Origin of the sequence: Chitinophaga polysaccharea (assembly GCF_902150045.1) — a bacterium.
In the GTDB taxonomy this organism is placed as follows: Bacteria; Bacteroidota; Bacteroidia; order Chitinophagales; family Chitinophagaceae; genus Chitinophaga; species Chitinophaga polysaccharea_A.
Window position 1 is genome coordinate 714,941 of sequence record NZ_CABFVU010000001.1, and the last position, 25,123, is coordinate 740,063.

General features: G+C 46.5%; 19 protein-coding genes and 1 other RNA gene. 13 read left to right on the top strand and 7 right to left on the bottom strand.

Going from position 1 to position 25,123, the window contains the following annotated elements; translation table 11 throughout:
* Nucleotides 1-29: 29 nt before the first annotated feature.
* The 5 genes from FN124_RS02890 (at nt 30) to FN124_RS02910 (ending at nt 8,851) form a co-directional block, all read left to right on the top strand.
* On the top strand, nt 30-959 hold the full coding sequence (locus FN124_RS02890) for an ABC transporter ATP-binding protein (protein ID WP_142683285.1): 930 nt from the start codon (nt 30-32) through the stop codon (nt 957-959).
* 22 nt (nt 960-981) lie between these two features.
* Nucleotides 982-3,297 carry a Gldg family protein gene (locus FN124_RS02895; RefSeq protein WP_142683286.1) on the top strand — a complete coding sequence of 772 codons (2,316 nt, stop codon included), beginning with the start codon at nt 982-984 and terminating at the stop codon, nt 3,295-3,297.
* Between the two features lie 14 nt (nt 3,298-3,311).
* A complete protein-coding gene (locus tag FN124_RS02900; RefSeq protein WP_142683287.1) occupies nt 3,312-4,646 on the top strand; it encodes a MutS-related protein in 1,335 nt (444 codons plus the stop codon).
* A 10-nt stretch (nt 4,647-4,656) separates the two neighbouring features.
* Complete coding sequence (locus FN124_RS02905; protein ID WP_142683288.1) at nt 4,657-5,982, top strand: MutS-related protein; 1,326 nt, start codon at nt 4,657-4,659, stop codon at nt 5,980-5,982.
* Between the two features lie 64 nt (nt 5,983-6,046).
* The gene (locus tag FN124_RS02910) at nt 6,047-8,851 is read left to right on the top strand and encodes a M16 family metallopeptidase (RefSeq protein ID WP_142685455.1); all 2,805 of its coding nucleotides are present in this window, start codon (nt 6,047-6,049) and stop codon (nt 8,849-8,851) included.
* 69 nt (nt 8,852-8,920) lie between these two features.
* Here FN124_RS02910 and FN124_RS02915 read toward each other — a convergent pair whose 3' ends face one another.
* The 3 genes from FN124_RS02915 to FN124_RS02925 form a co-directional block, all read right to left on the bottom strand.
* Nucleotides 8,921-10,399 (bottom strand): RICIN domain-containing protein, encoded by a 1,479-nt coding sequence (locus FN124_RS02915; protein WP_142683289.1) that lies wholly within the window; start codon nt 10,397-10,399, stop codon nt 8,921-8,923.
* A gap of 187 nt (nt 10,400-10,586) precedes the next feature.
* A complete protein-coding gene (locus FN124_RS02920) occupies nt 10,587-12,911 on the bottom strand; it encodes a TonB-dependent receptor (RefSeq protein ID WP_142683290.1) in 2,325 nt (774 codons plus the stop codon).
* 46 nt (nt 12,912-12,957) lie between these two features.
* A complete protein-coding gene (locus FN124_RS02925; RefSeq protein WP_142683291.1) occupies nt 12,958-14,220 on the bottom strand; it encodes a PepSY-associated TM helix domain-containing protein in 1,263 nt (420 codons plus the stop codon).
* Nucleotides 14,221-14,416: 196 nt separating this feature from the next.
* On the opposite strand from FN124_RS02925, the gene FN124_RS02930 reads away from it, so the two are divergent.
* Nucleotides 14,417-15,031, top strand: coding sequence for a hypothetical protein (locus tag FN124_RS02930; RefSeq protein WP_142683292.1), 615 nt, complete (start codon nt 14,417-14,419; stop codon nt 15,029-15,031).
* Between the two features lie 194 nt (nt 15,032-15,225).
* Here FN124_RS02930 and ssrA read toward each other — a convergent pair.
* The 4 genes from ssrA to FN124_RS02950 all read right to left on the bottom strand — a co-directional run bounded on the left by ssrA (nt 15,226) and on the right by FN124_RS02950 (nt 19,762).
* Nucleotides 15,226-15,597: a transfer-messenger RNA gene (gene ssrA / locus FN124_RS02935) on the bottom strand.
* Between the two features lie 70 nt (nt 15,598-15,667).
* Nucleotides 15,668-17,002 (bottom strand): RIP metalloprotease RseP, encoded by a 1,335-nt coding sequence (gene rseP / locus FN124_RS02940; protein WP_142683293.1) that lies wholly within the window; start codon nt 17,000-17,002, stop codon nt 15,668-15,670.
* 84 nt (nt 17,003-17,086) lie between these two features.
* Nucleotides 17,087-18,253 (bottom strand): 1-deoxy-D-xylulose-5-phosphate reductoisomerase, encoded by a 1,167-nt coding sequence (locus FN124_RS02945; protein WP_142683294.1) that lies wholly within the window; start codon nt 18,251-18,253, stop codon nt 17,087-17,089.
* 9 nt (nt 18,254-18,262) lie between these two features.
* Complete coding sequence (locus FN124_RS02950) at nt 18,263-19,762, bottom strand: GH3 auxin-responsive promoter family protein (RefSeq protein WP_142683295.1); 1,500 nt, start codon at nt 19,760-19,762, stop codon at nt 18,263-18,265.
* A gap of 375 nt (nt 19,763-20,137) precedes the next feature.
* On the opposite strand from FN124_RS02950, the gene rplU reads away from it, so the two are divergent.
* From rplU to FN124_RS02985, 7 genes are all read left to right on the top strand, one after another.
* On the top strand, nt 20,138-20,494 hold the full coding sequence (gene rplU, locus FN124_RS02955; RefSeq protein ID WP_246121200.1) for a 50S ribosomal protein L21: 357 nt from the start codon (nt 20,138-20,140) through the stop codon (nt 20,492-20,494).
* Nucleotides 20,495-20,546: 52 nt separating this feature from the next.
* Complete coding sequence (rpmA, locus tag FN124_RS02960; RefSeq protein WP_079468897.1) at nt 20,547-20,825, top strand: 50S ribosomal protein L27; 279 nt, start codon at nt 20,547-20,549, stop codon at nt 20,823-20,825.
* A 64-nt stretch (nt 20,826-20,889) separates the two neighbouring features.
* Nucleotides 20,890-21,255: a histone gene (locus FN124_RS02965; protein WP_142683296.1), complete on the top strand. Its 366-nt coding sequence runs from the start codon at nt 20,890-20,892 to the stop codon at nt 21,253-21,255.
* A 105-nt stretch (nt 21,256-21,360) separates the two neighbouring features.
* A complete protein-coding gene (locus FN124_RS02970; RefSeq protein ID WP_142683297.1) occupies nt 21,361-23,049 on the top strand; it encodes a DNA polymerase/3'-5' exonuclease PolX in 1,689 nt (562 codons plus the stop codon).
* A complete protein-coding gene (locus tag FN124_RS02975; protein ID WP_142683298.1) occupies nt 23,046-23,750 on the top strand; it encodes a PrsW family intramembrane metalloprotease in 705 nt (234 codons plus the stop codon). Before FN124_RS02970 ends, FN124_RS02975 begins: the two co-directional genes overlap by 4 nt.
* Nucleotides 23,751-23,809: 59 nt before the next feature.
* Nucleotides 23,810-24,448, top strand: coding sequence for a DsbA family protein (locus FN124_RS02980; RefSeq protein WP_142683299.1), 639 nt, complete (start codon nt 23,810-23,812; stop codon nt 24,446-24,448).
* 2 nt (nt 24,449-24,450) lie between these two features.
* On the top strand, nt 24,451-24,945 hold the full coding sequence (locus tag FN124_RS02985; RefSeq protein ID WP_142683300.1) for a GNAT family N-acetyltransferase: 495 nt from the start codon (nt 24,451-24,453) through the stop codon (nt 24,943-24,945).
* Nucleotides 24,946-25,123: the final 178 nt, after the last annotated feature.

The following is a 25,123-nucleotide window of genomic DNA, read 5'->3' on the forward strand; positions in this document are numbered from 1 at the left end:
TATTTTATTTATTAAACAATCCGTAATGAATGGAAAACGCCATTGTAAAAGTTGAAAACTTATCTCATCGCTATAACTCACAGTGGGCGGTCAGAGATATAAATTTTGAGATCCATAGCCAGGGAGTTGTTGGCCTGCTGGGATCCAACGGAGCCGGTAAATCCACTACCATGAACATCATTTGTGGAGTGCTGAAACAAACAAAAGGCGATGTGCTGGTTAACGGGGTTAATTTGAAAGATGATCCTGTGGCAGCCAAAAGGAATATCGGCTTTATGCCCCAAAAGCTTCCGCTGTACCAGGATTTCACCGTGGAAGAATACCTGACGTATTGCGCCGACCTCAGGATGGTGGAGAAAACGCAGGTGAAAAAATCAGTACAGCAGGCGCTGGAAAGATGTGGGGTAGCCCATTTCAGGGAACGGCTGCTAAGGAACCTCTCCGGCGGTTACCAGCAACGTGTAGGCATCGCGCAGGCTATTGTGCATAACCCAAGGTTTGTAGTGCTCGATGAACCTACCAACGGCCTCGATCCCAACCAGATCGTGGAAGTAAGGAACCTCATCAAGGAAATTGCGAAAGACCGCTCCGTATTGCTTTCCACGCATATCCTCACGGAAGTGCAGGCCACCTGTAAGGAGATCAAAATGATAGAAGAAGGCCAGATGGTTTTCTCCGGCACCATTGAGATGTTCGACAATTACATTGAGCCCAATACACTGGTCATATCCCTGGATATGCCTCCTGCCCATGATGAGCTGCTTAAACTGGAAGGCATCAGATCCATAGAACAGGTAGCACCCACCCGTTTCAGGCTGGGATACGACGGCGAGAAGAAGACCGTGCAGCAACTGGCGGAAATAAGCGTGGGCAAAGGCTGGGGACTGATGGAACTGATCATTGAAAAGAGCTCGCTGGATGCGGTATTTGCGAGGTTGTCGAAAAAAAACAACAAATAAAAAGCTGATAAAAAAATATTAAATGAGACGAGTTTTCAAGATCGCTAAAGCAGAGTTATTCACCTTGTTTTATTCACCGATCGCCTGGATGATCCTTATCGTATTTACCTTCCAGACAGGGATGGCTTTTGCAGAGCACCTGCAGGAAATACTGCGGGCGCAGCGCATCGGCTTTGGCAATAGTTTCGTTACTGCCAATATCTTTTCCGGGCAACTCGGTTTGCTGGTAACTGTGCAGAATTACCTGTACCTCTATATGCCATTGCTCACCATGGGGCTGATGAGCCGGGAACTGAGCAGCGGCTCTATTAAATTACTGTATTCTTCCCCGGTTACTTCTTCCCAGATCATCCGTGGTAAGTTCCTTGCCATGATGCTCTACAGCTTACTGCTGATGGGCGTGCTGCTCATCTATACATTGATAGGCGTATGCACGGTAGATCATTTCGATCTTCCATCCGTATGCTCCGGTTTACTGTCCATCTACCTGCTGATGTGCGCCTACTCTGCCATCGGGCTGTTTATGTCCAGCCTTACCTCCTACCAGGTAGTAGCAGCCCTGGGCACGCTCGTATTGCTGGCCAGCCTCAGCTACATGAACAGGGTATGGCAGGATATCAGCTTTGTGCGGGACATTACTTACTGGCTCTCTATTTCAGGCCGCTGTAATGAAATGATCATGGGCCTTATCTGCAGTGAAGACGTACTATACTTCATTATTGTGGTATGCATGTTCCTCACCCTCAGCGTGCTGAAGCTCCAGGCCAACCGCACCCATGCCTCTTTCTCCAGCGTGTGGGGAAAATACAGCCTGGTAGTGCTTTCTGCTATGGCGCTGGGATACGCCACTTCAAGACCGGTACTGATGGCTTACTATGATACCACCGAAACAAAACGGAATACCCTTACACCCAACAGCCAGGCTATTATGGCCAAACTCGACGGCGGTATGACGATCACCACTTATGTGAACCTGCTCGACAGGGAATATTATATTGGTATGCCCGACCAGGTAAATGAAGACAAACAACGCCTGAAACAATACATCCGCTTTAAACCGGAAATAAAACTGAAATACGTTTATTATTACGACGAACCCAGTAACAACCCGCGGCTCAAATTTCTCTATAAAAATATGAGTCTCGCTGAACAGGCCAAGAAAGAAGCCGATATCAAAGACCTGGATTTTGATTTATTCCTCTCTCCGGAAGAAATTAAAAAGGAACAGGTAAAAAAGAAGATCAATCTCACTGATGAAGGCAACACCTTTGTACGCCTCGTGGAAAGAGAGAACGGGCAAAAAGCTTTCCTGAGAATTTATGACGACATGATGAAATTCCCGGATGAAGCTGAAATTTCCGCGGTTTTCAAACGCATGGTGATGAAACTTCCCCGCATCGGCTTCCTCGAAGGGCAAGGTGAAAGGAAAATAGAAGGCGACAGGATCCGTGACTATACGTTGTTCTCTTCCGTTAAAACATTCCGCTATGCACTTACCAACCAGGGCTGCGACGTGGAAACACTGGACCTTTCCGGCGATAAACAGATCCCGAAAGAAGTAGACATCATCGTGATCTCCGATATGCAACAACTCATGGATTCCGTTGTGAAAAAGAAACTGGACGCATACATCGCCAACGGTGGCAACCTGGCAATTACGTTAAAACCAGGATCTGAAATAATGGAATCGTTCATTGCACAGTTTGGCGTTAAAACAATACCGGGCCAGCTGGTGCAACCCAAGCAGGATGTTGCTGCCAACGTAGTGATATGCCGGCCAACAGAAGCGTCCAAAAAAATTGCACCGATGTTCACCGATATGATCCAGCGGCATCTGTATGTAGGCATGGTGAAATCAGCAGGGCTTGTAATGGCTGAAAACAAAGGCTTCAAAGCCGTTCCCGTTCTGCAAACCGATACCATGAAAACATGGAATGAGCTGCAAACCATCGACTATGTAAACGACTCCGCTACCGTGGATGTTGCCAGCGGTGAGAAAGTAGACAGCTTTGTAACCGCGCTGGCCCTGTCAAGAAAAGTAGGTAACAAGGAACAACGTATCATGATCATCGGGGATGCGGACTGTATCAGCAACGGTGGTATGAGACCACCCATAAGGATATACGGCGCTTCCAACTTTTCTTTGATCCCGGGTATGTTCCACTGGCTGTCGTACGCCACGGTACCTGTTGACGTAAGCCGCCCTGTTGGGTCAGACAACGAGATCTTCCTCACCAAGGAAAGCCTGAAAGTGGTGAGATACGGATTGATGGGTGTTATTCCGGGTATATTATTAATTGGAAGCACCATTTTACTCATCAGGAGAAGAAGAAAGTAAAACAGATAGCTGGTATGAGCTTAATGACCGATAAACAAACGCTGAACGATCTGAATATTTTCGGGAAAGGAGGTGGCGATACAGTGTACGCCATCTTTAACCGGACCTTCACCCGTGGCGGATCAGAACTGCTGGAAGAAATGTTCCGCAACCCGTTGTCGGATGAAAATGCGATCAACGCACGCAGCAGCATTATCCGTGCCTTTTCCGGGAAGGAGATCCCTTTCCCGTATGAAAGTGAATGGTTTGATGCTGCAGAACAACACTTGCAGAACACCGACGAGCGCACCCGGCTGAATGAGCATGAGGATACACTGAACCGCAAATTCAACCAGCTCATTGCTGCCGATACCGAATACAAGGCCCTTGAAAAGGGCGTGATATGCTTAATCCATATACTGCAGGCCACCAAAGCATTTGCAGAAAGTATCCGGCAGCAGGTGGCAGATATTCCCTACAGTAAAGAACTGGCAGCCATAGACCAATTGCTGGGCCTGAACGAATTAAAGCCGCTGATACAGGAACATGCCAAACAAAAATTTTCCTTTGCCAGGATTGCGGAGTACGATAAAGTACTCCGCTTCCGGCAGCGGGAAAACATCCTGCAGTTATTGCGGCAAATTTATCAGGCAGATGTATACCTTTCTGTGGCACGCACCGCCAGAGAGAGAAAATATTCCTTCCCTGTGGCATTACCAAAAGAATTGCAGACAGTAGTGCTGGAAGATTTTTATCACCCATGCCTGACCAAACCGGTGGCTAACTCACTATCCATCACTTCTTCCAGCAATATTATTTTCCTGACGGGAGCAAACATGGCAGGAAAGTCTACCTTCATGAAAGCGCTGGGAATAGCCATGTACCTTGCCCAGATGGGCTTTCCGGTACCGGCTTCCAGGATGGAATTTTCTGTAAGAGATGGTATCTATACCACCATTAACCTGCCCGACAACCTGAGCCAGGGAGCCAGCCATTTTTATGCAGAAGTATTGCGTATTAAAACAATTGCCAGGGAACTAAGCAGGGATAAATACCTGTTCGTGATCTTTGATGAGCTGTTCCGCGGCACCAATGTGAAAGATGCATATGAGGCAACCATTGCCATCACTTCCGCTATTGCACGCAGGCAGAATTGCATGTTCGTGGTATCCACGCATATCATTGAAGCCGGCGATGTGCTCAGGGAAAAATGCAGCAACATCAACTTCGTATATCTGCCAACGTTAATGGAAGGGAATAAACCCGTGTATACGCACAAACTGGCCTCCGGTATCACCTCCGACAGGCACGGGATGGTTATTATAAAAAATGAAGGTATACTGGATATATTAACCAGGAAAAATCAATAAAGGAAAACACATGAGCTTTATTGCCGATAAACAAACACTGGATGACCTGTCGCTGTTAGGGAAATATAATACCAACTCAGTTTTCAGTCTGTTTAACCAGGTAAACACGCGGGGCGGTGAAAAACTGCTGGATGTGATGTTCAATCACCCGCTCACAGATGCGGATGCCATCAATAACAGGAGTAAAGCCTTCCGTTACTTCCATGACAACACTTTTTCCTTTCCTTTTGATGCTGTGCTGCTGACCCGTGCAGAAGCCTATCTGGAGGAAGCAGGTGACCCCGGTTTGCCTCTTGCCATATTGCGTACCGGAAGGAAAAGACTGATGGAAATCCTGGTAAAAGAGGATACCTATCCCCTGCTGCAGGAAGGGATCAATAACTGCCTCGCCGTTTTAAAAAGCGGTGCGCGCATACTTCAGCAACTCGAAAATGAAGGCCGCGATAAAGGCACACCCTGGGAAAACTGGGCCCGCATCGTCCGCAGCATTACGCGCGACGAGCAGCTGAAAACGGTGCTGGAGGAACGCACACCTGCAAAAAGATCCCTGCTGCAAACCGCCAGGTTGCATCACCTGCTTACCTATGTGTTCCAGGCGCATTTAAAAACCCTGCTGGAGCTTACATATGAGATAGATGTATACATTACAGTTGCAGGTATTGCCAGGGAGAAAGGATTTTCCTACGCTGTTGCTTCTCCCAAAGAAAAAAATTTCCTGCACGCAAAAGGGGTTAAACATCCCGGCCTGGATAAAGCCGTTCCCAATACGCTATCCTTCAACGGCAACAGCAATGTACTGTTCCTTACCGGCGCCAACATGGCCGGTAAATCCACCCTCATGAAAGCAACAGGCATCATGCTGTACCTGGCGCATATGGGGTTCCCTGTGGCCGCTGAAGAAGTGCAGTTCTCCGTTCTCGACGGGCTTTATTCTTCCGTAAATGTACCCGATGACCTGAACAAAGGATACAGCCACTTTTATGCGGAAGTGCTCCGTGTAAAAAAAGTAGCAGAAGAAGTTGCAGCAGAAAAACGTCTCTTTATCATCTTTGATGAATTGTTTAAAGGTACCAATGTAAAAGACGCCTATGATGCCACACTTGCAGTAACTACTGCATTCAACGCCTTTACATCATGCTTCTTTATTATTTCAACACATATTTTCGAAGTGGGCGAAGAGCTGAAAATAAAAGGCAATAACATACAGTTCGTATTCCTGCCTACCGTGATGGAAGGCGCTGTGCCCAGGTATACCTACCGGCTGCAACCCGGTATCACAGCCGACCGGCAGGGCATGATCATTATTGAAAATGAAGGTATACTGGAGATGCTGTAACCGGCATCCATCTTTTATAAACGGAACCATGCTACACACAAAAACCACCAAAAGACAAACAACTATGCATTATCGTTATCTGGCCACCGCCGGGTTGCTATGCTTCTCGCTGGCTGGAAGCTTTGCGCAGGGCGCCGGGCAGGACCGCCCCATTCCATTGGATACCGCCGTTCATACCGGTCAGCTGCCCAATGGGTTCACTTACTATATCCGCAGAAACAATGAACCTGCCAAACGGGCATTGTTTTACCTGGTGAACAAGGTAGGATCTATCCTGGAAGACGATGACCAACAGGGACTGGCGCATTTCATGGAACACATGAACTTTAACGGCACTACCCATTTCCCTAAAAATAAACTGATAGATTACCTGCAGAAAGCAGGCGTGCGGTTCGGGGCTGACCTGAACGCATATACGTCGTTTGATGAAACCGTATACCAGCTGCCCGTTCCTACCACAGATCCCGCAATGGTAAGCCACGGCCTGGATATTATGCGCGACTGGGCACAGGAAGCATTGCTGGAAACCGGCGACATCGACAAGGAACGCGGCGTGATCATTGAAGAAAAACGCCTGCGCGGAGGCGTAGGAGAACGCATACAGGAACAAACCTCCCGCATAGCATTAAACCACAGTAAATATACCGAACGCTCACCCATAGGCATCGACAGTATACTGCTGCACTTCCCCCCTGCTGCTATCCGCCGTTTTTACCACGACTGGTACCGGCCCAACCTGCAGGCCATCATCGTGGTAGGTGATATAGATGTGAACCAGGTAGAACAACAGATCAGGAAACAATTCGCAGATCTGAAAAATCCGGCGAACGAAAAAAAAAGGCCCACGTATAATATTCCGCTTACCGGTAAAAATCACTTCATGACAGTTACCGATCCGGAAGTAACTACCACCGGCCTGGAAATGATGGTGAAGCATACAGCAGATAAGTGGACCACCACTACCGGATACCTTAATTCACTGAAAAGATCGCTGTTCAACCAGATGCTCGGCGCCAGGATCGGGGAATTAAGCCAGCAGCCTGATCCTCCCTTCCTCGGGGTAAAGGCAGGTATCGCTAACTTAATTGGCGGGCTGGATCAATTTTCCTTCTCAGTAACTGCAAAAGCCGGCAAACTGGAAGAGGCATTTGCCGCCGGCTGGTCGGAAATAGAAAAAGTAAAACGCTTCGGGTTCACTTCATCTGAACTGGAGCGCGCCAAACTTTCCTTTCTGAACAACCTGGAAAAATCGGCCCGTGAAAAAGATAAAACGCCTTCCGCAGCTTATGTAGCGGAATACCAGGCACTGTTCCTTCACGGAACACCATCACCAGGATTCGACTGGGAATACAACTTCCTGAAAACAGCCATCCCTGCTATTAGCGCCGATGATCTGAATACAATAGCGAATGAATATATCAGAGATATCAACCGGGATATTTTTATCATCGCCCCGGAAAAAGAAAAGGAACATCTTCCTGATTCGGTTACAGTAAACGGATGGCTCGCAAAAATAGCCGCCAGCCCGCTGAAGCAGTACAGCGATAATATTGCCAACCAGGCCCTGTTAAGTAAATTACCGGCGCCCGGGAAAATAGTTGCTGAAAAAAATTACCCTGCATTAGGTATACAGCAATTCACTTTCAGCAATGGCGTAAAGGCCTGGCTCAAACCCACTACTTATAAAAATGATGCCATCCAGTTCCTTTCTTTTGCACCCGGCGGTATCAATAAATATTCAGATGCAGATTTCCCCAGCGCCTCCAGCGCCAACGGAATCATAGGCGGATCAGGACTTGCAGGTTTCTCTCCTGTTCAACTGGCAAAAATGCTGAACGGCAAATCTGCATCTGTAGGCACCTTTATCAGCGGGCGTAGCCAGGGAATCGGCGGCGCCAGCACTGTAAAAGATTTCGAGACAGCACTGCAATTAATATACCTCCGGTTTACCGCCCCCCGGAAAGACACTGGATTATTTGAAAATGCCATCGCACAATCCAGGGAAGGAATACGAAACCGCTACAGTGATCCCGGTACTGTATTTAGGGATACCATCAACGCCGTATTAACCGGCTATCATTACCGTACAAGCCCTTCCACACTGGAACGGCTCGACAGCATCAGCCTGGAAAAGGCCTATGAAGTTTACCGCGACCGGTTTGCAGACGCCTCACAGGCCAATTTCGTATTTGCAGGCAATTTCAATACAGACAGCATCCGGCCCTTGCTGGAACAGTACCTGGGCGCATTGCCTTCTCTTCATAAAAACGAGAAAGCGGTTAAACTCCACGTTCATGTGCCCAAAGGGCAGCTGGTAAAAACCGTCACTAAGGGAAAGGATAATAAAGCCACAGTGTTGCTGGTGTACAATGGCGACTGTGTTTACAACACGGGCAACAAAATGCAGCTGCAGGCACTGTCTGAAATTCTGCAATACAGGCTGTTAACAAGTCTCCGGGAAAATGCCGGAGAAGTATATACTCCTTCTGTAGACGGGTCAATGGTGAAAGAACCTGATCAGCGCTTTGCCATCAATGTATCATTTGGCTGTGCGCCTGAACATGTGGAACACCTGGTAGGATTGGTACAGCAGGACATCGCTAATTTACAGCAGCAGGGCGCCACTGCCGACGAGGTGGAAAAATTCAAAGCAGGCTTCCGCAAGCAGTATGAACTGGAGTCTGAAAGCAATGAATTCTGGCTGCAATACATCTCAGGGAAAATAGAAGCCAATGAGGCACTGAAAGAACTTCCCGACATGGAAAAACAACTGGGTGAAATTAACAGCATGTCTGTTAAGACCGCTTCAAAGCTTTACCTGAGCGGGAAGAACGTGATACGGTTTGTTGCTTTGCCTGAAAGTAAATAATAAAATAGACCGGGCTCATCATGATGAAGCCCGGTCTATTTTATTCCATGAAAAACGGATATTACCTGGTTATAGTTTTACTACCTGCCACTGTTGATTACGTGCCCCGCTCCAGTACCACTGTATAATACCTGCGCCATTAGCAGCAGAAGCTCCATTTACATCCAGGCTCAACCCGCTGCCAACATTGGTAACCTGGTAATACCCGAAGCCGATGTCTGTTACAGTCCACTGCTGATTTGTACCGCCCCAGTAATCCCACTGAACAATATCTGTACCGGCAGTGGTAGAACTGCCATTCACATCGAGCGATTTGTTGCTGTTACGGTTGGTAATACTGAAACGTGCCCCACCTAGGCTATTCAATTTCCACTGCTGGTTATTACCGCCCCAATAATCCCACTGCACAATACTGCCCCCGTTGGCAGTAGAGGAGCCATTTACATCAAGCCCTTTGTTACTTTGCCTGCAAACAATTTTATACCATGCCGCGCTATCAAATACACCAGCAGGCTGTGTGATAGTGGTAAGGCCCCAGGCATATTGCAGGCGGGAAAGCCCCGAAGCATTATTGGTAGTTACCGTAGTGCCGCTTAATGTTAATAAGCTGTAACTATCTCCCTCTCTTAATCCCGGCCAGTAAATACAGCCAATACCGCGTGAAAGCACCCGGTTGGTCATGCCCTGGAAATAGGCGATTTCCCTGTCCTGCCCGGGCGCGCCGAGATAGTTTTTCCCATTGGTCATTGGAATACCAAACTCAGTTACTACTGTTCTTTCGGGATAACTGATAGCAGAAATAGCAGACTCCCAATCTGCGGTGGTGTTTTTGTTGTTATCAAACCAGGTGTAATCATGGTAGGATAACAGGCAGGTATTCAGCCGGCTGTCGGCTCCCACTCCATTTACATTTGTTGCATATCCTGCACCATCCAGTAATATCCTGTTCCGGGGCACATTGGGATAATGTGCAAGCCAGTCGGCATACAGGTTATTCAGATCTGATAAACTATAACCATGCGGTTCATTAAATACTTCAAAATAAACATTGCTATTGTTAACATATTTGTTCACTACCGTTTGCCACATGTTCCAGAACTGGGTGGTGTTGTCTACCAGGCCATCGCGTGAGCTGCTGCCTTCCCAATAAGCCAGGATCACTTTCATCCCGCTGTTGGCAGCGGTATCAATGGCAGCGGTATAACTGTTCCACCAGGCCTGTAATGTGGAAGACGGGTTAATGGGCATCCGGATGGTATTAGCACCTCTTTGTTTAAAAGCATTGATAATATTTGCCGCCTTTGTTTTGGTAGTGGCATAGCTGTCTGAAGAAACCAATCCCGTGGGCACTACATAATCATCTTTAAAATTATCTGACGGATCGGCCCAGTTAACGCCCTTAAAATCTGCGGGAGTTACGTCCTGCAGGGCCATTGCAGTAATTTGTCTGTCTGCCTTTATATCAGCCGGTAAAATGCCCTCCTTTAAATTTTTCGAGCAGCCGGACAACAGGGCTACCAGGGGAAGATAGAATAGTAATTTTTTCATAACTAAGAATTTTTTTGACCGTGAAAGATGAGGGGTAATGCGATCAGTTTATCATGGAATTAAGGCAATATAGGAGAGTTCTTCAAAGACACAGGGGGAGTAAATCGTTTAAAACAGGGGGTAAATTCATTCATTAACAGAAAGGGCATCCCCAAAATAATTGGGACGCCCTTTCTGTTAAATTCCATTAAAACCTATACCCTACACTCAAACTCAGTCTTGCACCGTTTCCCTGTACATATTCCAGGTTCTGCGCCCTGTATTGGCTTCTGGGTGGATAATAGGCCTGGTTGAATAAGTTCTCTACACCTAATGACAGGTTAAAGGCATTATTTATTTTATACCCAGCACTGAAATTAAAATAGGTAACCGGTTTCACAGGGCCTTCACTCAAACCATAGGCGCCGGTACTACGCGGTTCGAAGCGGCTCCTGCTACCTGTATATACCATAGAAAGCTGCAAATTCAATGCATCCGCCGGTTGATAGTTCACAAAGCCTGTTGCTTTAGCGGGCATAATACGCTCCCCGTTCATATACTTTTCTTCGCCGTTGGCCTGTTCCGTTTTACCCTCTACAAACGAATAGCTGCCCCCTGCTTTTATATGCTTACCAATGCGTGATTCTGCCACCAGCTCATAACCGTAAACGCGCTCAGGCTCCCTTTGCGTAACAAAGATACCGTTCTCCTCCACCAGGTTCGCTCCCAGTTTAGATGTGCTCACAAAATAGGAAGCCGAAAAATTGAACGGTCCAAACTCGCTGCTGAAGCCGGCTTCATAGTTGTTAGTAACTACCGGGTCTGTCTGGATCTGCTCCAGCGTATTTTCAGAAGCACTGCGTAGTATACGGCCTAATTCATTCAAACCAAATGCCTGGGAGAAACTTACAAAGGGACTGAACATGTTCCAGCGGTTATAACGTGCCCCTATATTAAACATCACTGCATTATAGTTAAGACGCCCTCCCCTGATAAAGGTACTGCCTTCCCCATTCTGGCCTTTGGCGATGGTGTTGAAATCCTTCACGCGGATGCCTGCATTTTCATAACGTATACCGCCCTTTAATACCAGCTGGTGAAAATCCGCTTTCACCTGGGCAAAAGGCGCAATATTAAGCATGTTCATATCCGGCACAAATACCCGTCCGTCGGTAAGCACCTGGTTGGTACGATCCTTCAGCAGATCCAGTCCATAAGTCACATCTCCGGAAATAAGTTTTGTTTTCCAGGGAGTATTCAGGTTCACGCGGATGCCTTGTTTGTAAGACTGGATATATGTTTGTCCCGGGCCGTACCAGCTGTTGGACTTTTCAACATACCTGTTCAGCGATTGAAAACGGTGATCATACAGTATCACTTCCAGGCTGCTGTTTGCCGGAAGATCTTTCACCCGGTAACTCAGGTACATATTGTGACTGTGTGGCGTTCCTGCCGGTTCACCGGGATCAGTACCCTTAATACCAATAGCGGGAGAAACTCCATAAACGCCTTCTTTGTTCACATAGTCGGTATACTGACGACTTGTAAAAAGATTATAGGAGAAAGTGAGTTGCTGCTTATCGGAGATCTCGTAACCCAACTTGGCAAAACCGTTAAAAAGCCGGGTTTCACTCATTCCATCCGCCTGGGCAATTACATTCCCGTCTGCGTCTTTCAATGCACCGGTACGATTATACACGCCACTTACCAGGTAAGAGAAACGGTTGATTTTACCATATAAGGATTGGGAAAGCTGGTAACCTATGGTATTATTGGTATGAAAAAGATTACCATCGGAACCGATCCTCGTTTCACCACCAATCTTCTTATCGCCCTCCGGGCTTTTTGTAATAAAATTAATGATACCACCCCCGGAACCATTTCCATAAATAGAGGTGGCGCCCTTGATCACTTCAACACGCGCTATGATAGCGGGATCAATGGAGCGCAGATCGCGGCTGCCATTCAACAGCGGGGTGGACTGCGGAATACCATCTATCAGTACCAGCACAGAGCGGCCCCGCAACGTTTGTCCGGAATTGGTAGCCTTGTTGGTAAACGTGCCCAGGCCCGGAACGATATTGCCAAGAATGGAAGTTATAGATGGATTAATGGCCGCCTGTTCACGAATTTCCTTCTCACGTACAATGGTAACAGAAGAAGGCACTTCCCGGATACTCTCTGCTTTGCGACCTGCAGTAACCACCACCTCGTTCAAAAAACTTTCAGACGTTAGCACCACATTCAGTTGCTCATCTTTCCCTTCCTTTATATCTACCTGTATACTCCGGGTTGCAAATCCTACCGCGCTCACCGTGATATGCTGCGTTCCTACCGGCAGATCCAGTAAAAAACGGCCCTCTTTATCTGTTACCACCGGTGTTCCTTTTTCAGGTACTATAGAAGCAGCCGGAACCGGTTTTCCCTTCTCTGTTAATACTACTCCATGCAGATTACCTGCAGGTTGCTGCCGGCCGGAAACAAGAGTGTTTATAAAAATGCATAGTAAAATAGATAACAGGTATCTGGTCATGGTTGGAACAGCTAAAATAAAATTTAGAATATAGTATATCGAACGGCTACCGTTGTTTCTTTTTCCTTTTTCCCCACCAGATATAAAAACCGGTAACGGGTAATGAGGCAGTAATGAGAGCTGCCAGGAAAACGATCAGCCGCAGGGGAAATCCACCGATGGCGCCTGTGTGAATATCATAGTTCATCCTGTTGGCCTTGTCGCCCCCGTCTGCATCCACATACTTCCCGCGTACGCCGGCGGGTAAAATTGCAGCGGTATACGGATCAAATACAAGATAGTCTGCATTGAAGCTGCGCTTTTGCTCAGGAAAATAACGGACGGTGACTGTTCCCTTTTCGCCGGAAGGCAAGAGGAACTGTGTTCTGCCAAAGGCGATATTATAACGCTCCCTGATCTGTGCGTCAATCCGGTCGAGCGGATCTTCACCGGAAGCCATCTGCTGATGGGGCGCGACAGGTCGTTTCGCCACTGCTGTCTTCTCTTTTGCAGGATATTTCTTTCCACCACTAAACACCCAGTACTCTGCATTACGCACCACATCAAATCCCCAAACCAAACCGGTGAACACCACGAAGATCATCACCCAGCTGGCATAGAACCCCAATACATTATGCAGATCGTAGTTGAGCCGTTTAGGAGATGCGTTTAGCTTAACCGAAAAACTTTGCTTTCTTGCAGACTTACTCCACTTTCTGGGCCACCACAAAACAATACCGGAAATGATGATGAGACCAAAAATCAGGGTGGCATATATGATAATATAATGGCCTACCGGGTCGGGTAACCAAAGATGCATATGACCGTTTAGTACCTGGCGGAAAAAATCCCTGTCCATATCCTTAACCTGCAACACTTTCCCGTTATATGGATTTACATATACCATATAGTAGTACCCTTCCTTTTTCTTATTAAAGCTGACGCCTACAGAGCGTTCCGCCCCTGAAAAAGTGATCCTGCTTACTGTTTTCCCGGGTAGCTGAGCTTCGGCAATAGACCTGATCCTGGAAACAGGTAGCATAGGGCCGTCTGCTTTTTCCACAAACTGGTAGGGCTGGAAGGCGTCTGTCAGTTCAGGCTGGAAGGCATAAATCGCCCCGGTTAATGCCACAATAATGATCACTATCCCGGAGATAAGACCCAGCCAGAGGTGTAACACTCCTGCCAGTTTCCGGAAAAAAGACTGCTTTTTGCCGTTATTTTTCTTCTTTTTGCTTTTATCCGGGTATGAGAGATGCCCCCGGTTTGCCGTATCCGGCTCCTGGCCTGTCTGTATTATATGAGTAGGAGCTTTCTCGGCTACGTGCATTTGCAGGAATTTCAGGCCGCAATTTGCTGCTTTCCGGCGAAAAAGGCTTTCGAAAACGGGAAAAAGATTTACGAGATGCGGAAAATCTTATTTTCTGAGATAGATAAGGAACCGGATACACCTGGTTTTCCTGGAAATAAAAGATGAAGTATGACTGTAAAAAAGTCGTAAATTATGATTGGAAAGAGTCCGGAACATGAAAAGAATAATCATATTGATTTGCACCTTTACTTTTATATGCAGCCCTTCATTTGGCCAGCCATCAAAAAAAGATATCAGTCAGATAAGAAAAGTATTTGTTAACGAAGCAAGCAAGGGTCAGCACACAGCACTTGCAAGAGAATTTGCCATTGACCAGTTTATTGATTATTATCTTAGGAAAGATGAGGGTTCTTCCAGGAAAATGAGCATAGCACCAGTAGTACAGGAGCTTTACAGGGATAGTGTTTATACTTACTTCGGATTATATCGTTGGTCCCGCCTGCTCGATTTCCTTAAGGTAAAGAATACGGATCTGGCAGAAGTAAATTACACTAAACTGGATGTATTGCATATAAGGAAAACATTCATTGACAGAGTGATTCCGGAAGCGGATAAAAAAGAAGTGCTAAAGAAAGAAAAGGACTTTCATGCTTTTACTGCCAGGTATGAATTTGCCTATAGGTATATTCGCGAAACCAGGGAGATAGAGACTATATGCAGATGGAAAGAACGCAATGGGCTTTTGCTAAGGGTAATTGATAAAACCTATGTGGCAAACTATAATATCGATACGAAAGAATTTTCTAAGAAAAGCACGGTCATCGATTAACAAAAAAGAACAGCCTTGTCAATTTGGAATTAACCATATGTAGCGTATAGGCTTTCCCGTTGTAAAATCCATACACAGAAAACTAACCGGATAACCAGTTTAAATGCCTTTTCTAAGCTTATACAAATAAAAAAAGCCACTGAAAATCAGTGACTTTTAAGATCTTGAAAAACAGGGAATGAACCCGCGTTCAAAAGTGGAAGTGGCGGGAATCGAACCCGCGTCCAAACATATTCGCCGAAAGCTTTCTACATGCTTATTTACGCATTGTTTTGTCGGGATCAGGCAGGGGCGTAACGAACCAACCGTCTCCTTATCCGTTGTAGCTTCGGCATTCACTCACAGAAACCATGAATACCTATCCCTATGGGTTTATGATTCAGCGGCGGGAGTCGCATAAGGCGACAACTCCGGGCGGCTATAATGGATACCTAATTTAATTAGGCAGCCATGGCGTAGTTAGATTCGCCAATTAAAGTTTGAATATTCAGATTATCGTGCTAATTATCCAACGCACGGCATGCTTACACTCTCAAAGATCTATGCTGTCAAAACCAGGCACCCCCAGCTAAAATAGCTCACAAAGATACTAAAAAAAACCGGCATTTGAAAACTAAATCAAATGCCGGCAATATTTTAAAACAATCCGCTCAGCAGATTTCGCCAAACATCTAGTCCGTTGGCAAAGATCAACAGGCCGAACAGGATCAGCATACCCACAATCTGCGCGTATTCCAGGAACTTCTCGCTTGGCTTGCGGCCTGTAACGATCTCATACAGCAGGAACAACACATGACCTCCATCCAGCGCCGGGATGGGCAGGATATTCATGAATGCCAGGATAATAGACAAAAATGCGGTCATCTCCCAGAACATCTGCCAGTCCCACGCATCCGGGAACAGTTTGGCAATGGTCATAAAACCACCCAGCGACTCACTCACCTTTACTTCTTTGGAAACAAAGATCAGGCGGAGCTGCTGCACATATTTAACGAGCTTGTCGATGCTTTTGTGAAAACCGGCGGGGAAAGACTCCAGGAAAGTGTATTTCTTTACCTTATACTCAAAAGGATCCCTGGGATATACGCCAAAGGTGCCTTTCTCATTCAGTTTGGCAGCCAGGTTCAGGGTATCATTGCCACGTACAACGGTCACTATCACATTTTCATTTTTATGTTTCCTGATCTCCGTTGCAAACTCATGGTAATAAGGGACTGCCTGTCCATTAATGGCGATAAGCTGGTCGCCGCTCTTCACTCCCACTGTTGCAGCAGCTGATCCCGGGAGGGTGCTGTCGGCAATATAAGGGAGCCGGGGCATGGCAAAAGGCGCTTTCTGCTTCAGCAGCTGCCGGGTAAAACCCGCGGGAATGGGAAGGTTAATAGCCTTGCCATCGCGCTCTACCTGGATGCTTTTTGCTTCGGAAAGGATCACATCTCCGGGAATAGCTTCAAACGCTTCTACGTGGTGATGATCGATGGTAAGGATCTTATCACCGTCTTTCATTCCAATGCTGCGGGCCAGTGAATCTGTTACCACACCGTATTTGGCTGCGGCGGTAGGCAGGTAGGTTTCCCCCCAGTGCCATAGGATCATGGCATATATGAAAAACGCGAGGACAATATTCACGGTAACGCCGCCTATCATGATAATAAGACGCTGCCAGGCCGGCTTGGCGCGGAACTCCCACGGCTGCGGGGGTTTGGCCAGCTGCTCCTTGTCCATACTTTCATCTATCATCCCGGATATCTTTACGTATCCGCCCAAAGGGAGCCATCCGATACCATACTCAGTTTCACCCTTCTTTATTTTGAAGAGAGAGAACCACGGATCAAAGAACAAATAGAATTTTTCCACCCTGGTTTTGAACAACTTGGCCGGGATAAAATGGCCTAACTCATGCAACACTACCAAAATAGAAAGGGACAGTAACAACTGTCCGGCTTTCACCAATATTACCTCTGTAGTCATTTAATTGTTTCTGCTTTAATCTGCCTAATATATCAGTTTTAATACATATTCCGGCAAAACTCTTTGTTAATTTTTACTGGCAATTTATATAACGATAGAATTGATAAGGGATGCAGCGTGTTCACGTGCGGCATTATCGCATTCATAATAATCATGCAGGGTTGGGGTTTCAATAAACGGTATTTTGCCCAGCGTTTCTTCAATTACCTCCGTCATCTGCAGGAAGCCTATCCTGTTTTTCAGGAAAGCATTCACTACTTCTTCATTGGCTGCATTCATTACGCACGCAGCGTTTCCGCCTTTGTGCATCGCCTCTGTGGCAATGGCCAGGTTCCGGAAAGTTTTGGTATCCGGCTGCTCAAAAGTAAGCGACGGATAATTGCGGAAAGAGAAACGGGGAAAATCGTTGGCCAGCCGGTCGGGGTATCCCAACGCATACTGGATGGGCAGTTTCATATCCGGCAATCCCATCTGTGCTTTAAGGGAACCATCTACAAACTGTACCATGGAGTGGATGATGGATTGTGCATGTATCACCACCTCTATATTTTCAGGCGCCAGGCCGAACAGCCAGCGCGCTTCAATCATTTCCAGCCCTTTATTCATCAGGGTGGCGGAATCAATAGTGATTTTAGCGCCCATGCTCCAGTTGGGATGTTGCAGGGCATGGTCTTTTTTTACATTGATAAGGAAGTTCGGTTTCTTTCCCAGGAAAGGCCCGCCGGAAGCGGTAAGGATCACTTTCTCCACCTTGCTGAAAGGCTCTCCCAGCAAGCACTGGAAAATAGCGGAATGTTCTGAGTCAACCGGTATAATAGGCACATTTTTCCTGCGGGCGGTAGCCATAACAATATCACCGGCCACTACCAGGGTTTCCTTGTTGGCCAATGCCACCGGGGTTCCCTGCTCAATGGCAGACAACGTAGGCGCCAGGCCGGCAAACCCCATGATGGCTGCCAGTACCATATCGATCGAGCTCCATGAGGCTACTTCCACCATGGCTTTCGCACCGGCAAATACTTTAATGCCTTTATCAAATAATACGTCTTTTACCTGTTTGTATTTTGCTTCACTGCCAATTACTACCGCATTGGGCTTGAATTTCAGCGCCTGCTCAATCAGCAGGTCAGCATTCTGCTGTGCCGTCAGTACCTCTACACTAAACCTGTCGGGATGCGCAGCGATCACCTCCAGTGCCTGTATGCCAATAGATCCGGTGGATCCGAAGATGGCAATCTTTCGTTTATTCATTACGGTGATTTACTTTTTTAAATACGCAGCCAGCTCATCTGCCAGCTTCCTGTCGTTACTCAAACGAGGCACTTTGTTCTGGCCTCCCAGTTTTCCAATAGCTTTCATATAGTCGATAAAGCCCTGTTTACGTACAGTCCTTATCTTCAGGGGTTGCAAGATATTTCCCGTCAGCAGATCATCATAATAAATATTCTTCTGACGCAGGTTTTCATCCACCTTCCTGGAAAATACTTCCAGGTTCTCCGGCATATTCTCAAATTCTACAAACCACTCATGATAAGGCAGCTCGCCGTCGGTTTGCACCATCGGGGCAACGGTAAATTCGGTGATCTGCACATTTTCTTCCGCAGCGGCCTTCATGAGACTGTGCTCTACTTCTTCCCCGATCACATGTTCCCCGAACGCGGAAATAAAATGCTTGATCCGGCCGGTTACCAGCAAACGATAAGGATTGGTAGATACAAACTTCACCGTGTCGCCAAGGTTATATCCCCATAAACCGGCGTTGTTGTTGACCACCATTGCGTAATTTACGCCGGTTTGCACGTCTTTGAGCGACAGTCGCGTAGGATTTTCATTGAAAATTTCCTGTGCCGGTATAAATTCATAAAAGATGCCTGAATTGGTGTTGAGCAACAGCCCTTCTTTATCCTGCGAATCCTGGAAAGCAAAAAAGCCTTCGGAAGCAGGGAACGTTTCCACTGTGTGGATCGGCGCCCCGATAGAGGCCATGAGCTTGGAACGATAAGGCTCAAAGTTCACTCCTCCGTATACCATCACATCAAAATTCTTAAATATTTCCCTGATCCGCTTACCATTACTGCGCTCTATCAGACGGTCGAAATACATTTGTACCCATGGTGGTATGCCGCTGATCAGCGTCATATCCTGGTTAATGGTTTCTTCCACAATTTTGTCCAGCTTCGTTTCCCAGTCGTCAATACAGTTGGTTTCGTACGATGGCAGCTGGTTAGTGCGCAGGTACCTGGGAATATGATGGTTCACAATACCGCTCAGCCTTCCGGTAGGGATGCCTCCAACCCTTTCCAGCTCCGGCGACCCCGATAAAAAGATCATTTTACCATCTGCAAACGCCGTATTACCGGTTTCTCCCATATAATTCAGCAACGCATTACGGGCTGTATCTATATGATTGTTCACAGATTCTTTGGAGATGGGTATATATTTAACACCACTGGTAGTTCCGGAGGTTTTGGCCAGGTAAATCGGCTGTCCTTTCCACAATACATTCTGCTTGCCTTCCTTGATCCTTTCAATATAAGGCTTAAACTGTTCATAATCCCGCAAAGGCACGGCCTGCTTAAAATCGTCGTGTGTCTGTACCCCGCTGAACCTATGTTCTGTTCCGAATTCCGTCTTTCTGCCTGTCTTCAGGAGCTCCTGCAGGATAGCCTCCTGATCTTCTACCGCCCTTAACATTTCCTTCTTTATCTTATTATATACGATAGAAGCAAACGGTTTGGCCAGCAGTGATTTAAACTTCATGCCTGTTGTTTTATAATTGAGAGACTACAGTTGGGCATATTTATTTACTGAAGATTTAATTGATTATGAGGAATTTCGGGAGAAATGGCCCTCTTATTAATTAAATAGATAAATAAGTAAATGTGCTCATCCTATCTGTTTTTATTCGTGTAAACGACAAAAGTATACAAAATTGCGTTGGTTTGCACAGCAAGATAGCTGTTTTTAAGAGATCGGGAAACAGGATAAAAAGTGGATGTGGCGGCCCGTGGCCGGAAATCATTATTTGTTAAAATAATTTAAAATTCAGGAAAGTATGTATCTTTGAAAAGATTAAGCTTTAAACGGTCCGTCCTATGTGTTTATACATTGTGATTTAAAAAAGACCGAAAAACTTTGTCTATTAGAAAACAAAAGGTTACTTTTGCGGAAATTATATTTTGGATAATTATGTTTGCAGTTGTAAAAATCGCAGGTCAGCAATTTAAAGTACAAAAAGACCAGGAAATTTTTGTACAGCAGTTACAGGGAAATATTGGAGACAAAGTGGAGTTTTCCGATGTACTGTTAACAGATAATGCTGGTACGCTGTCCGTAGGCACTGATGTAAAATCAGTAGTAAAAGCAGAGATTCTGGCTCATGTTCAGGGTGACAAGGTCATCGCTTTCAAAATGAAGAGAAGAAAAGGCTTCAGAAAGAAAGTTGGTCACCGTACCCACTTTACAAGAATCAAAATCAATGAAATAGCTTAATTCCCTGATTAAGCTGAATTTTTTATCAGACAATTTATAAAGTAATTATACAATGGCACATAAAAAAGGTGAAGGTAGTGTAAAGAACGGCCGTGACTCCCATAGCAAAAGGCTGGGAGTAAAAATCTTCGGTGGTCAGCCAGCTATTTCCGGTAACATCATTGTTCGCCAGAGAGGTACGGTTTATCATCCCGGTCAAAATGTAGGCGTTGGTAAAGATTTTACCATTTTCGCAGTAGCAGACGGTGTTGTGGAATTCAGAAAAGGTCGCGAAAACAAGACTTACGTTTCTGTTAAAGCATTTGATACCACTGCTCAGGCGGAAGCCTAATCAGTGTTAGCCATAAAGTTTTTTTTAATACCCAATTTTTTTACTAACCCAAATTCAAAAAACAATGGCAACAATTAAAAAAGCAGCTGCTAAGAAAGCTGCACCTAAAAAGAAAGCTGCTGCTCCTAAGAAAGCTGCTGCAAAAAAAGCTGCTCCTAAAAAAGCTGCCGCTAAGAAAGCTGCTCCTAAAAAGAAAGCTGCTGCTAAGAAAGCCGCTCCTAAAAAAGCTGCTGCTAAGAAAGCTGCTCCTAAAAAGAAAGCTGCTGCTAAGAAAGCCGCTCCTAAAAAAGCCGCTGCTAAGAAAGCTGCTCCTAAAAAGAAAGCTGCTGCCAAGAAAGCCGCTCCTGCTAAGAAAGCTGTTGCTAAGAAGAAAGCTGCTCCTAAAAAAGCACCTGCTGCACCAACAGTTCCACCAGCTCCGGCTAACTAAGATCGGAATTACAAAATGTAGTTATAAGGATCCCGGCATATGTGCCGGGATCTTTTTTTATACCCACCCCCCAACACAATCCCCGTAACTCCGTATTTTTACGGCATGGATAATTATTCAATATCAGATAACTTCTCCCTCCTGTCCAAACTGATGGATATCCACGGAGAAAACAGCTTTAAAGCCAAATCCTTCGCCAGCGCAGCTTTCACCATCGAAAAACTGCCCAGCCCCCTCAAAGATATTCCCCGTGATGAGATATTCAGGATCAAAGGCATAGGCGAATCCACCGGGAAAAGTATCCTGGAAATGCTCGATACCCAGCAATGCTCACTTCTGAACCATTACATGGAAATTACCCCGGCCGGTATCCTCGAAATCATGAAGATCAAAGGCCTGGGCCCTAAAAAAATAGCCACCATCTGGAAAGAACTGGAAATAGAATCCATGGGTGAACTGCTCTACGCCTGTAATGAAAACCGCCTCATGCTCCTCAAAGGATTCGGCGCCAAAACACAGGAAAGCGTTCGCCAGAACATCGAATTCTATCTCTCCAACCGCCACCGCTTCCTCTTCGCAGAAGTAGCGGCTACCGGCCAGGAACTGGAAAAACAACTGCAACAGCTCATGGCACCCGCTGCTGTGTCGCTCACCGGCGCCTTCCGCCGCCAAAGTATTATCATCGATGAAATAGAACTGCTCATAGCAGCCCCGGTGGAGGTAGTACAACAACAACTATCCACCCTGCCCGGCTTTTCCCTCACCACTGCCAATGCCGGTAACCTGGTATGGCAACTGGATGAAAAACTGAAAGTGATCACCCACTGCTGCGATGCAGCCAGCTTTGCAGCTACCTTATTTAACACCACCGGCTCCCCTGCCTTTATCGATAAATTCAACGCGGCAGGCGGCGCTGCCTTCATCCACAATGCCATTTCTGAAGAAGCCATTTTCAGCGCGGCCGGAATGGACTACATACCACCGTTCCTACGGGAAGGCATCAACGAATTAACACTGGCGCGCAACCATCAGCTGCCGGAAACCATCGTTTCTTCCGATATCAAAGGCATTATCCACTCGCACAGCAACTGGAGCGACGGCGAATCCTCCCTGGAAGAAATGGCCATCGCGGCCAAAGCTCAGGGCTTCGAATACCTAGTGATCAGCGATCACTCCCGCACCGCTTTTTATGCGAATGGCCTGCAGATAGAACGGATCCTGGCCCAACATGCCGAGATCGATGAGCTGAATAAAAAACTGGCCCCATTCCGCATTTTTAAAAGCATAGAATCCGATATTCTCAACGATGGCGCACTGGACTACCCGGACGAGATCCTGGCTAAATTTGACCTTGTAATTGCTTCTGTGCATTCCAATCTCAAAATGACAGAAGAAAAAGCAATGGCCAGGCTCCTGAAAGCCATCGAAAATCCATATACCACCATCCTCGGGCATATGACCGGCCGCCTGCTCCTGAGCCGCAATGGTTACCCCGTGGATCATAAGGCCATCATCGACGCATGCGCTGCCAACAATGTAGTGATAGAGCTCAATGCACATCCACGCCGCCTCGATATCGACTGGACCTGGCTGCATTATGCCCTGGAAAAAAAGGTGCTCATCTCCATAGATCCCGATGCCCACAGCATCCCGGGGTTCCAGGATATTAAGTATGGTACCCTCGCCGCACAGAAAGGAGGTATCACAAAAGCAAACAATCTTAGCAGTTTCACTGTTGACATGCTCAATAACTACCTGCTGCAACGTAAGCAACAAAAAAATATCCTTCCATGATGTTATTGGCATTGGCCGTGGCCCCTGGTTTTGCTATCTGTCTTTTTATATACCTGGTAGACAAATACGACCGGGAGCCCACCAACCTGTTGGTAAAAAGCTTTTTGCTTGGTATGCTCTGCGTGGCACTGCCACTTACAGTACAGGGCCTCGCCGCTGAACTTGGCCTCCGCGAAAATAACGGCACTATACTGGGCACAGCCGCATTTGCTTATGGCGTGGTAGGCATCTCTGAAGAACTGGCTAAATTCCTGGTACTACTGCTGTTCGCCTATCCCAAAAAAGCATTCAATGAACCACTGGACGGGATCGTGTATGCCGTTATGATCGGGATGGGCTTTGCCACTCTGGAAAATATTGCCTACGTAGGCAGGTTCGGCGTGGGCACCGGTATTGCCCGCATGTTCCTTTCCGTGCCCGCCCACGGCGCCTTTGCCGTACTAATGGGTTACTACGCCGGCCTGGCTAAATTTATACCGCAAAAAAGCAGCGCGCTCCTGTTCAGAGCACTCCTCATCGCCGTTTTCTTTCACGGAACATTCGATTTCTTCCTTTTTCTCGGCAATAACATCTTTCTTATGTGCGCTTCTGTTATTACCCTTGTATTCGCAATACGTCTTTCTGTCAAGGCTATACGAAAGGACAGCGCCCTCTCGAAAAAACTACATGAGGAACATTTTTTTGAACGGGACAACCAGTAACTCCCATTTCCGGCAGTAAGCTTTTAGTACCTTTGTTACAGGGCCTAAAAGCTACTGCTATGAGATTCATTTATATTTACGATCCGCTGTGCGGCTGGTGCTATGGCTTTACTCCTGTAGTACAACAACTACAGGAACGCAATAACGGGAACATGGAATTTGATATCCTCTCCGGGGGAATGATCACCGGCGATAACCGCCATCCCTTTTCTTCCATGAAGGCATATATCCTGCGGGAGCACACCAATGTGGAAAATATGACGGGCGCAAAATTCGGCGCAGCCTTCCTGGAAAAACTACTTCCTTCAGAAGAGATCATGGATTCCGAAAAACCAGGGATCGCGCTTACAGTCTTTAAACAATACCAGCCGGAAAACGCCATCACCTTTGCGCACGACATGCAGGTAGCGCTGAATTATAATGGCCAGAGCCTGAATAACGACAGTACCTACCGTTCGCTGATCAAAAAGTTCAGCCTGCCGGAAGATGAATTTATCAGCCGCCTGCATGATGAAAATTACCGCTACGAAACCCAGCAGGAATTCCAGCTGATCCAGAACTGGGGCATCACCGGGTTCCCCGCTGCCATCCTGGACACGGGTAAACAATTGTACCTCTGCACCAGGGGATATGCACCCCTCGATCAACTGGAAAAAACCATAGAAAACATACTGAAAGAAAATAACAGCCTTCAATAATTATGTACCACATCAAAGCAGCTACCGTTAACGATATTCCTGTTATACAGGAACTCACAGAAAAGATTTGGCGACCTACCTATCAATCCATTCTTACACCGGAACAAATAGAATACATGCTAGACATGATGTACAGCACAGCCTCCCTGAACAAACAGATCACGGAGCTTGGACATCAGTTCTTCATCCTGCTGGATGACAACGCGCCTATCGGTTTTGCCGCTTACGGCACTACAGATACAGCCGGCATTTTTAAACTGCATAAGATCTATCTTGATGGAAGCTACCAGGGAAAAGGAGTAGGCAAATTCCTGCTGCAACAGGTGGCAGACCAGGTGAAAGACCGCGGCGCCCATACGCTGGAACTCGATGTAAACCGCTTCAACAAAGCAAAATACTTCTACGAAAAACAGGGATTCAGCGTATTGAAAGAGAAGAAAACAGATATCGGCAACGGCTATATCATGGACGATTATGTGATGCGTAAACCACTATAAAAAAGCCCGGTAAGGAGATACCAGGCTATTCCCAAGTTAACCATTAAAAGACACAACTCTTTTTTAAAAAAAATAATGTTAATCTATTGTTATCTACGAGAACAGCTAATAAGCGGATTTATCCATATATAAAAAAGCGGCATCTTTTATATTCTAATATAAAAGATGCTGCTTTTAA

Coding starts and splice junctions, on each gene's coding strand:
- FN124_RS02925 (WP_142683291.1), bottom strand. CDS start 14,220: ATGCACGTAGCCGAGAAAGCTCCTACTCATATAATACAGACAGGCCAG.
- FN124_RS02920 (WP_142683290.1), bottom strand. CDS start 12,911: ATGACCAGATACCTGTTATCTATTTTACTATGCATTTTTATAAACACT.
- FN124_RS02965 (WP_142683296.1), top strand. CDS start 20,890: ATGGCAACAATTAAAAAAGCAGCTGCTAAGAAAGCTGCACCTAAAAAG.
- FN124_RS02945 (WP_142683294.1), bottom strand. CDS start 18,253: ATGAATAAACGAAAGATTGCCATCTTCGGATCCACCGGATCTATTGGC.
- FN124_RS02975 (WP_142683298.1), top strand. CDS start 23,046: ATGATGTTATTGGCATTGGCCGTGGCCCCTGGTTTTGCTATCTGTCTT.
- FN124_RS02895 (WP_142683286.1), top strand. CDS start 982: ATGAGACGAGTTTTCAAGATCGCTAAAGCAGAGTTATTCACCTTGTTT.
- FN124_RS02905 (WP_142683288.1), top strand. CDS start 4,657: ATGAGCTTTATTGCCGATAAACAAACACTGGATGACCTGTCGCTGTTA.
- FN124_RS02980 (WP_142683299.1), top strand. CDS start 23,810: ATGAGATTCATTTATATTTACGATCCGCTGTGCGGCTGGTGCTATGGC.
- FN124_RS02930 (WP_142683292.1), top strand. CDS start 14,417: ATGAAAAGAATAATCATATTGATTTGCACCTTTACTTTTATATGCAGC.
- FN124_RS02900 (WP_142683287.1), top strand. CDS start 3,312: ATGAGCTTAATGACCGATAAACAAACGCTGAACGATCTGAATATTTTC.
- FN124_RS02890 (WP_142683285.1), top strand. CDS start 30: ATGGAAAACGCCATTGTAAAAGTTGAAAACTTATCTCATCGCTATAAC.
- FN124_RS02950 (WP_142683295.1), bottom strand. CDS start 19,762: ATGAAGTTTAAATCACTGCTGGCCAAACCGTTTGCTTCTATCGTATAT.
- FN124_RS02970 (WP_142683297.1), top strand. CDS start 21,361: ATGGATAATTATTCAATATCAGATAACTTCTCCCTCCTGTCCAAACTG.
- FN124_RS02910 (WP_142685455.1), top strand. CDS start 6,047: ATGCATTATCGTTATCTGGCCACCGCCGGGTTGCTATGCTTCTCGCTG.
- FN124_RS02985 (WP_142683300.1), top strand. CDS start 24,451: ATGTACCACATCAAAGCAGCTACCGTTAACGATATTCCTGTTATACAG.
- rseP (WP_142683293.1), bottom strand. CDS start 17,002: ATGACTACAGAGGTAATATTGGTGAAAGCCGGACAGTTGTTACTGTCC.
- FN124_RS02915 (WP_142683289.1), bottom strand. CDS start 10,399: ATGAAAAAATTACTATTCTATCTTCCCCTGGTAGCCCTGTTGTCCGGC.
- rpmA (WP_079468897.1), top strand. CDS start 20,547: ATGGCACATAAAAAAGGTGAAGGTAGTGTAAAGAACGGCCGTGACTCC.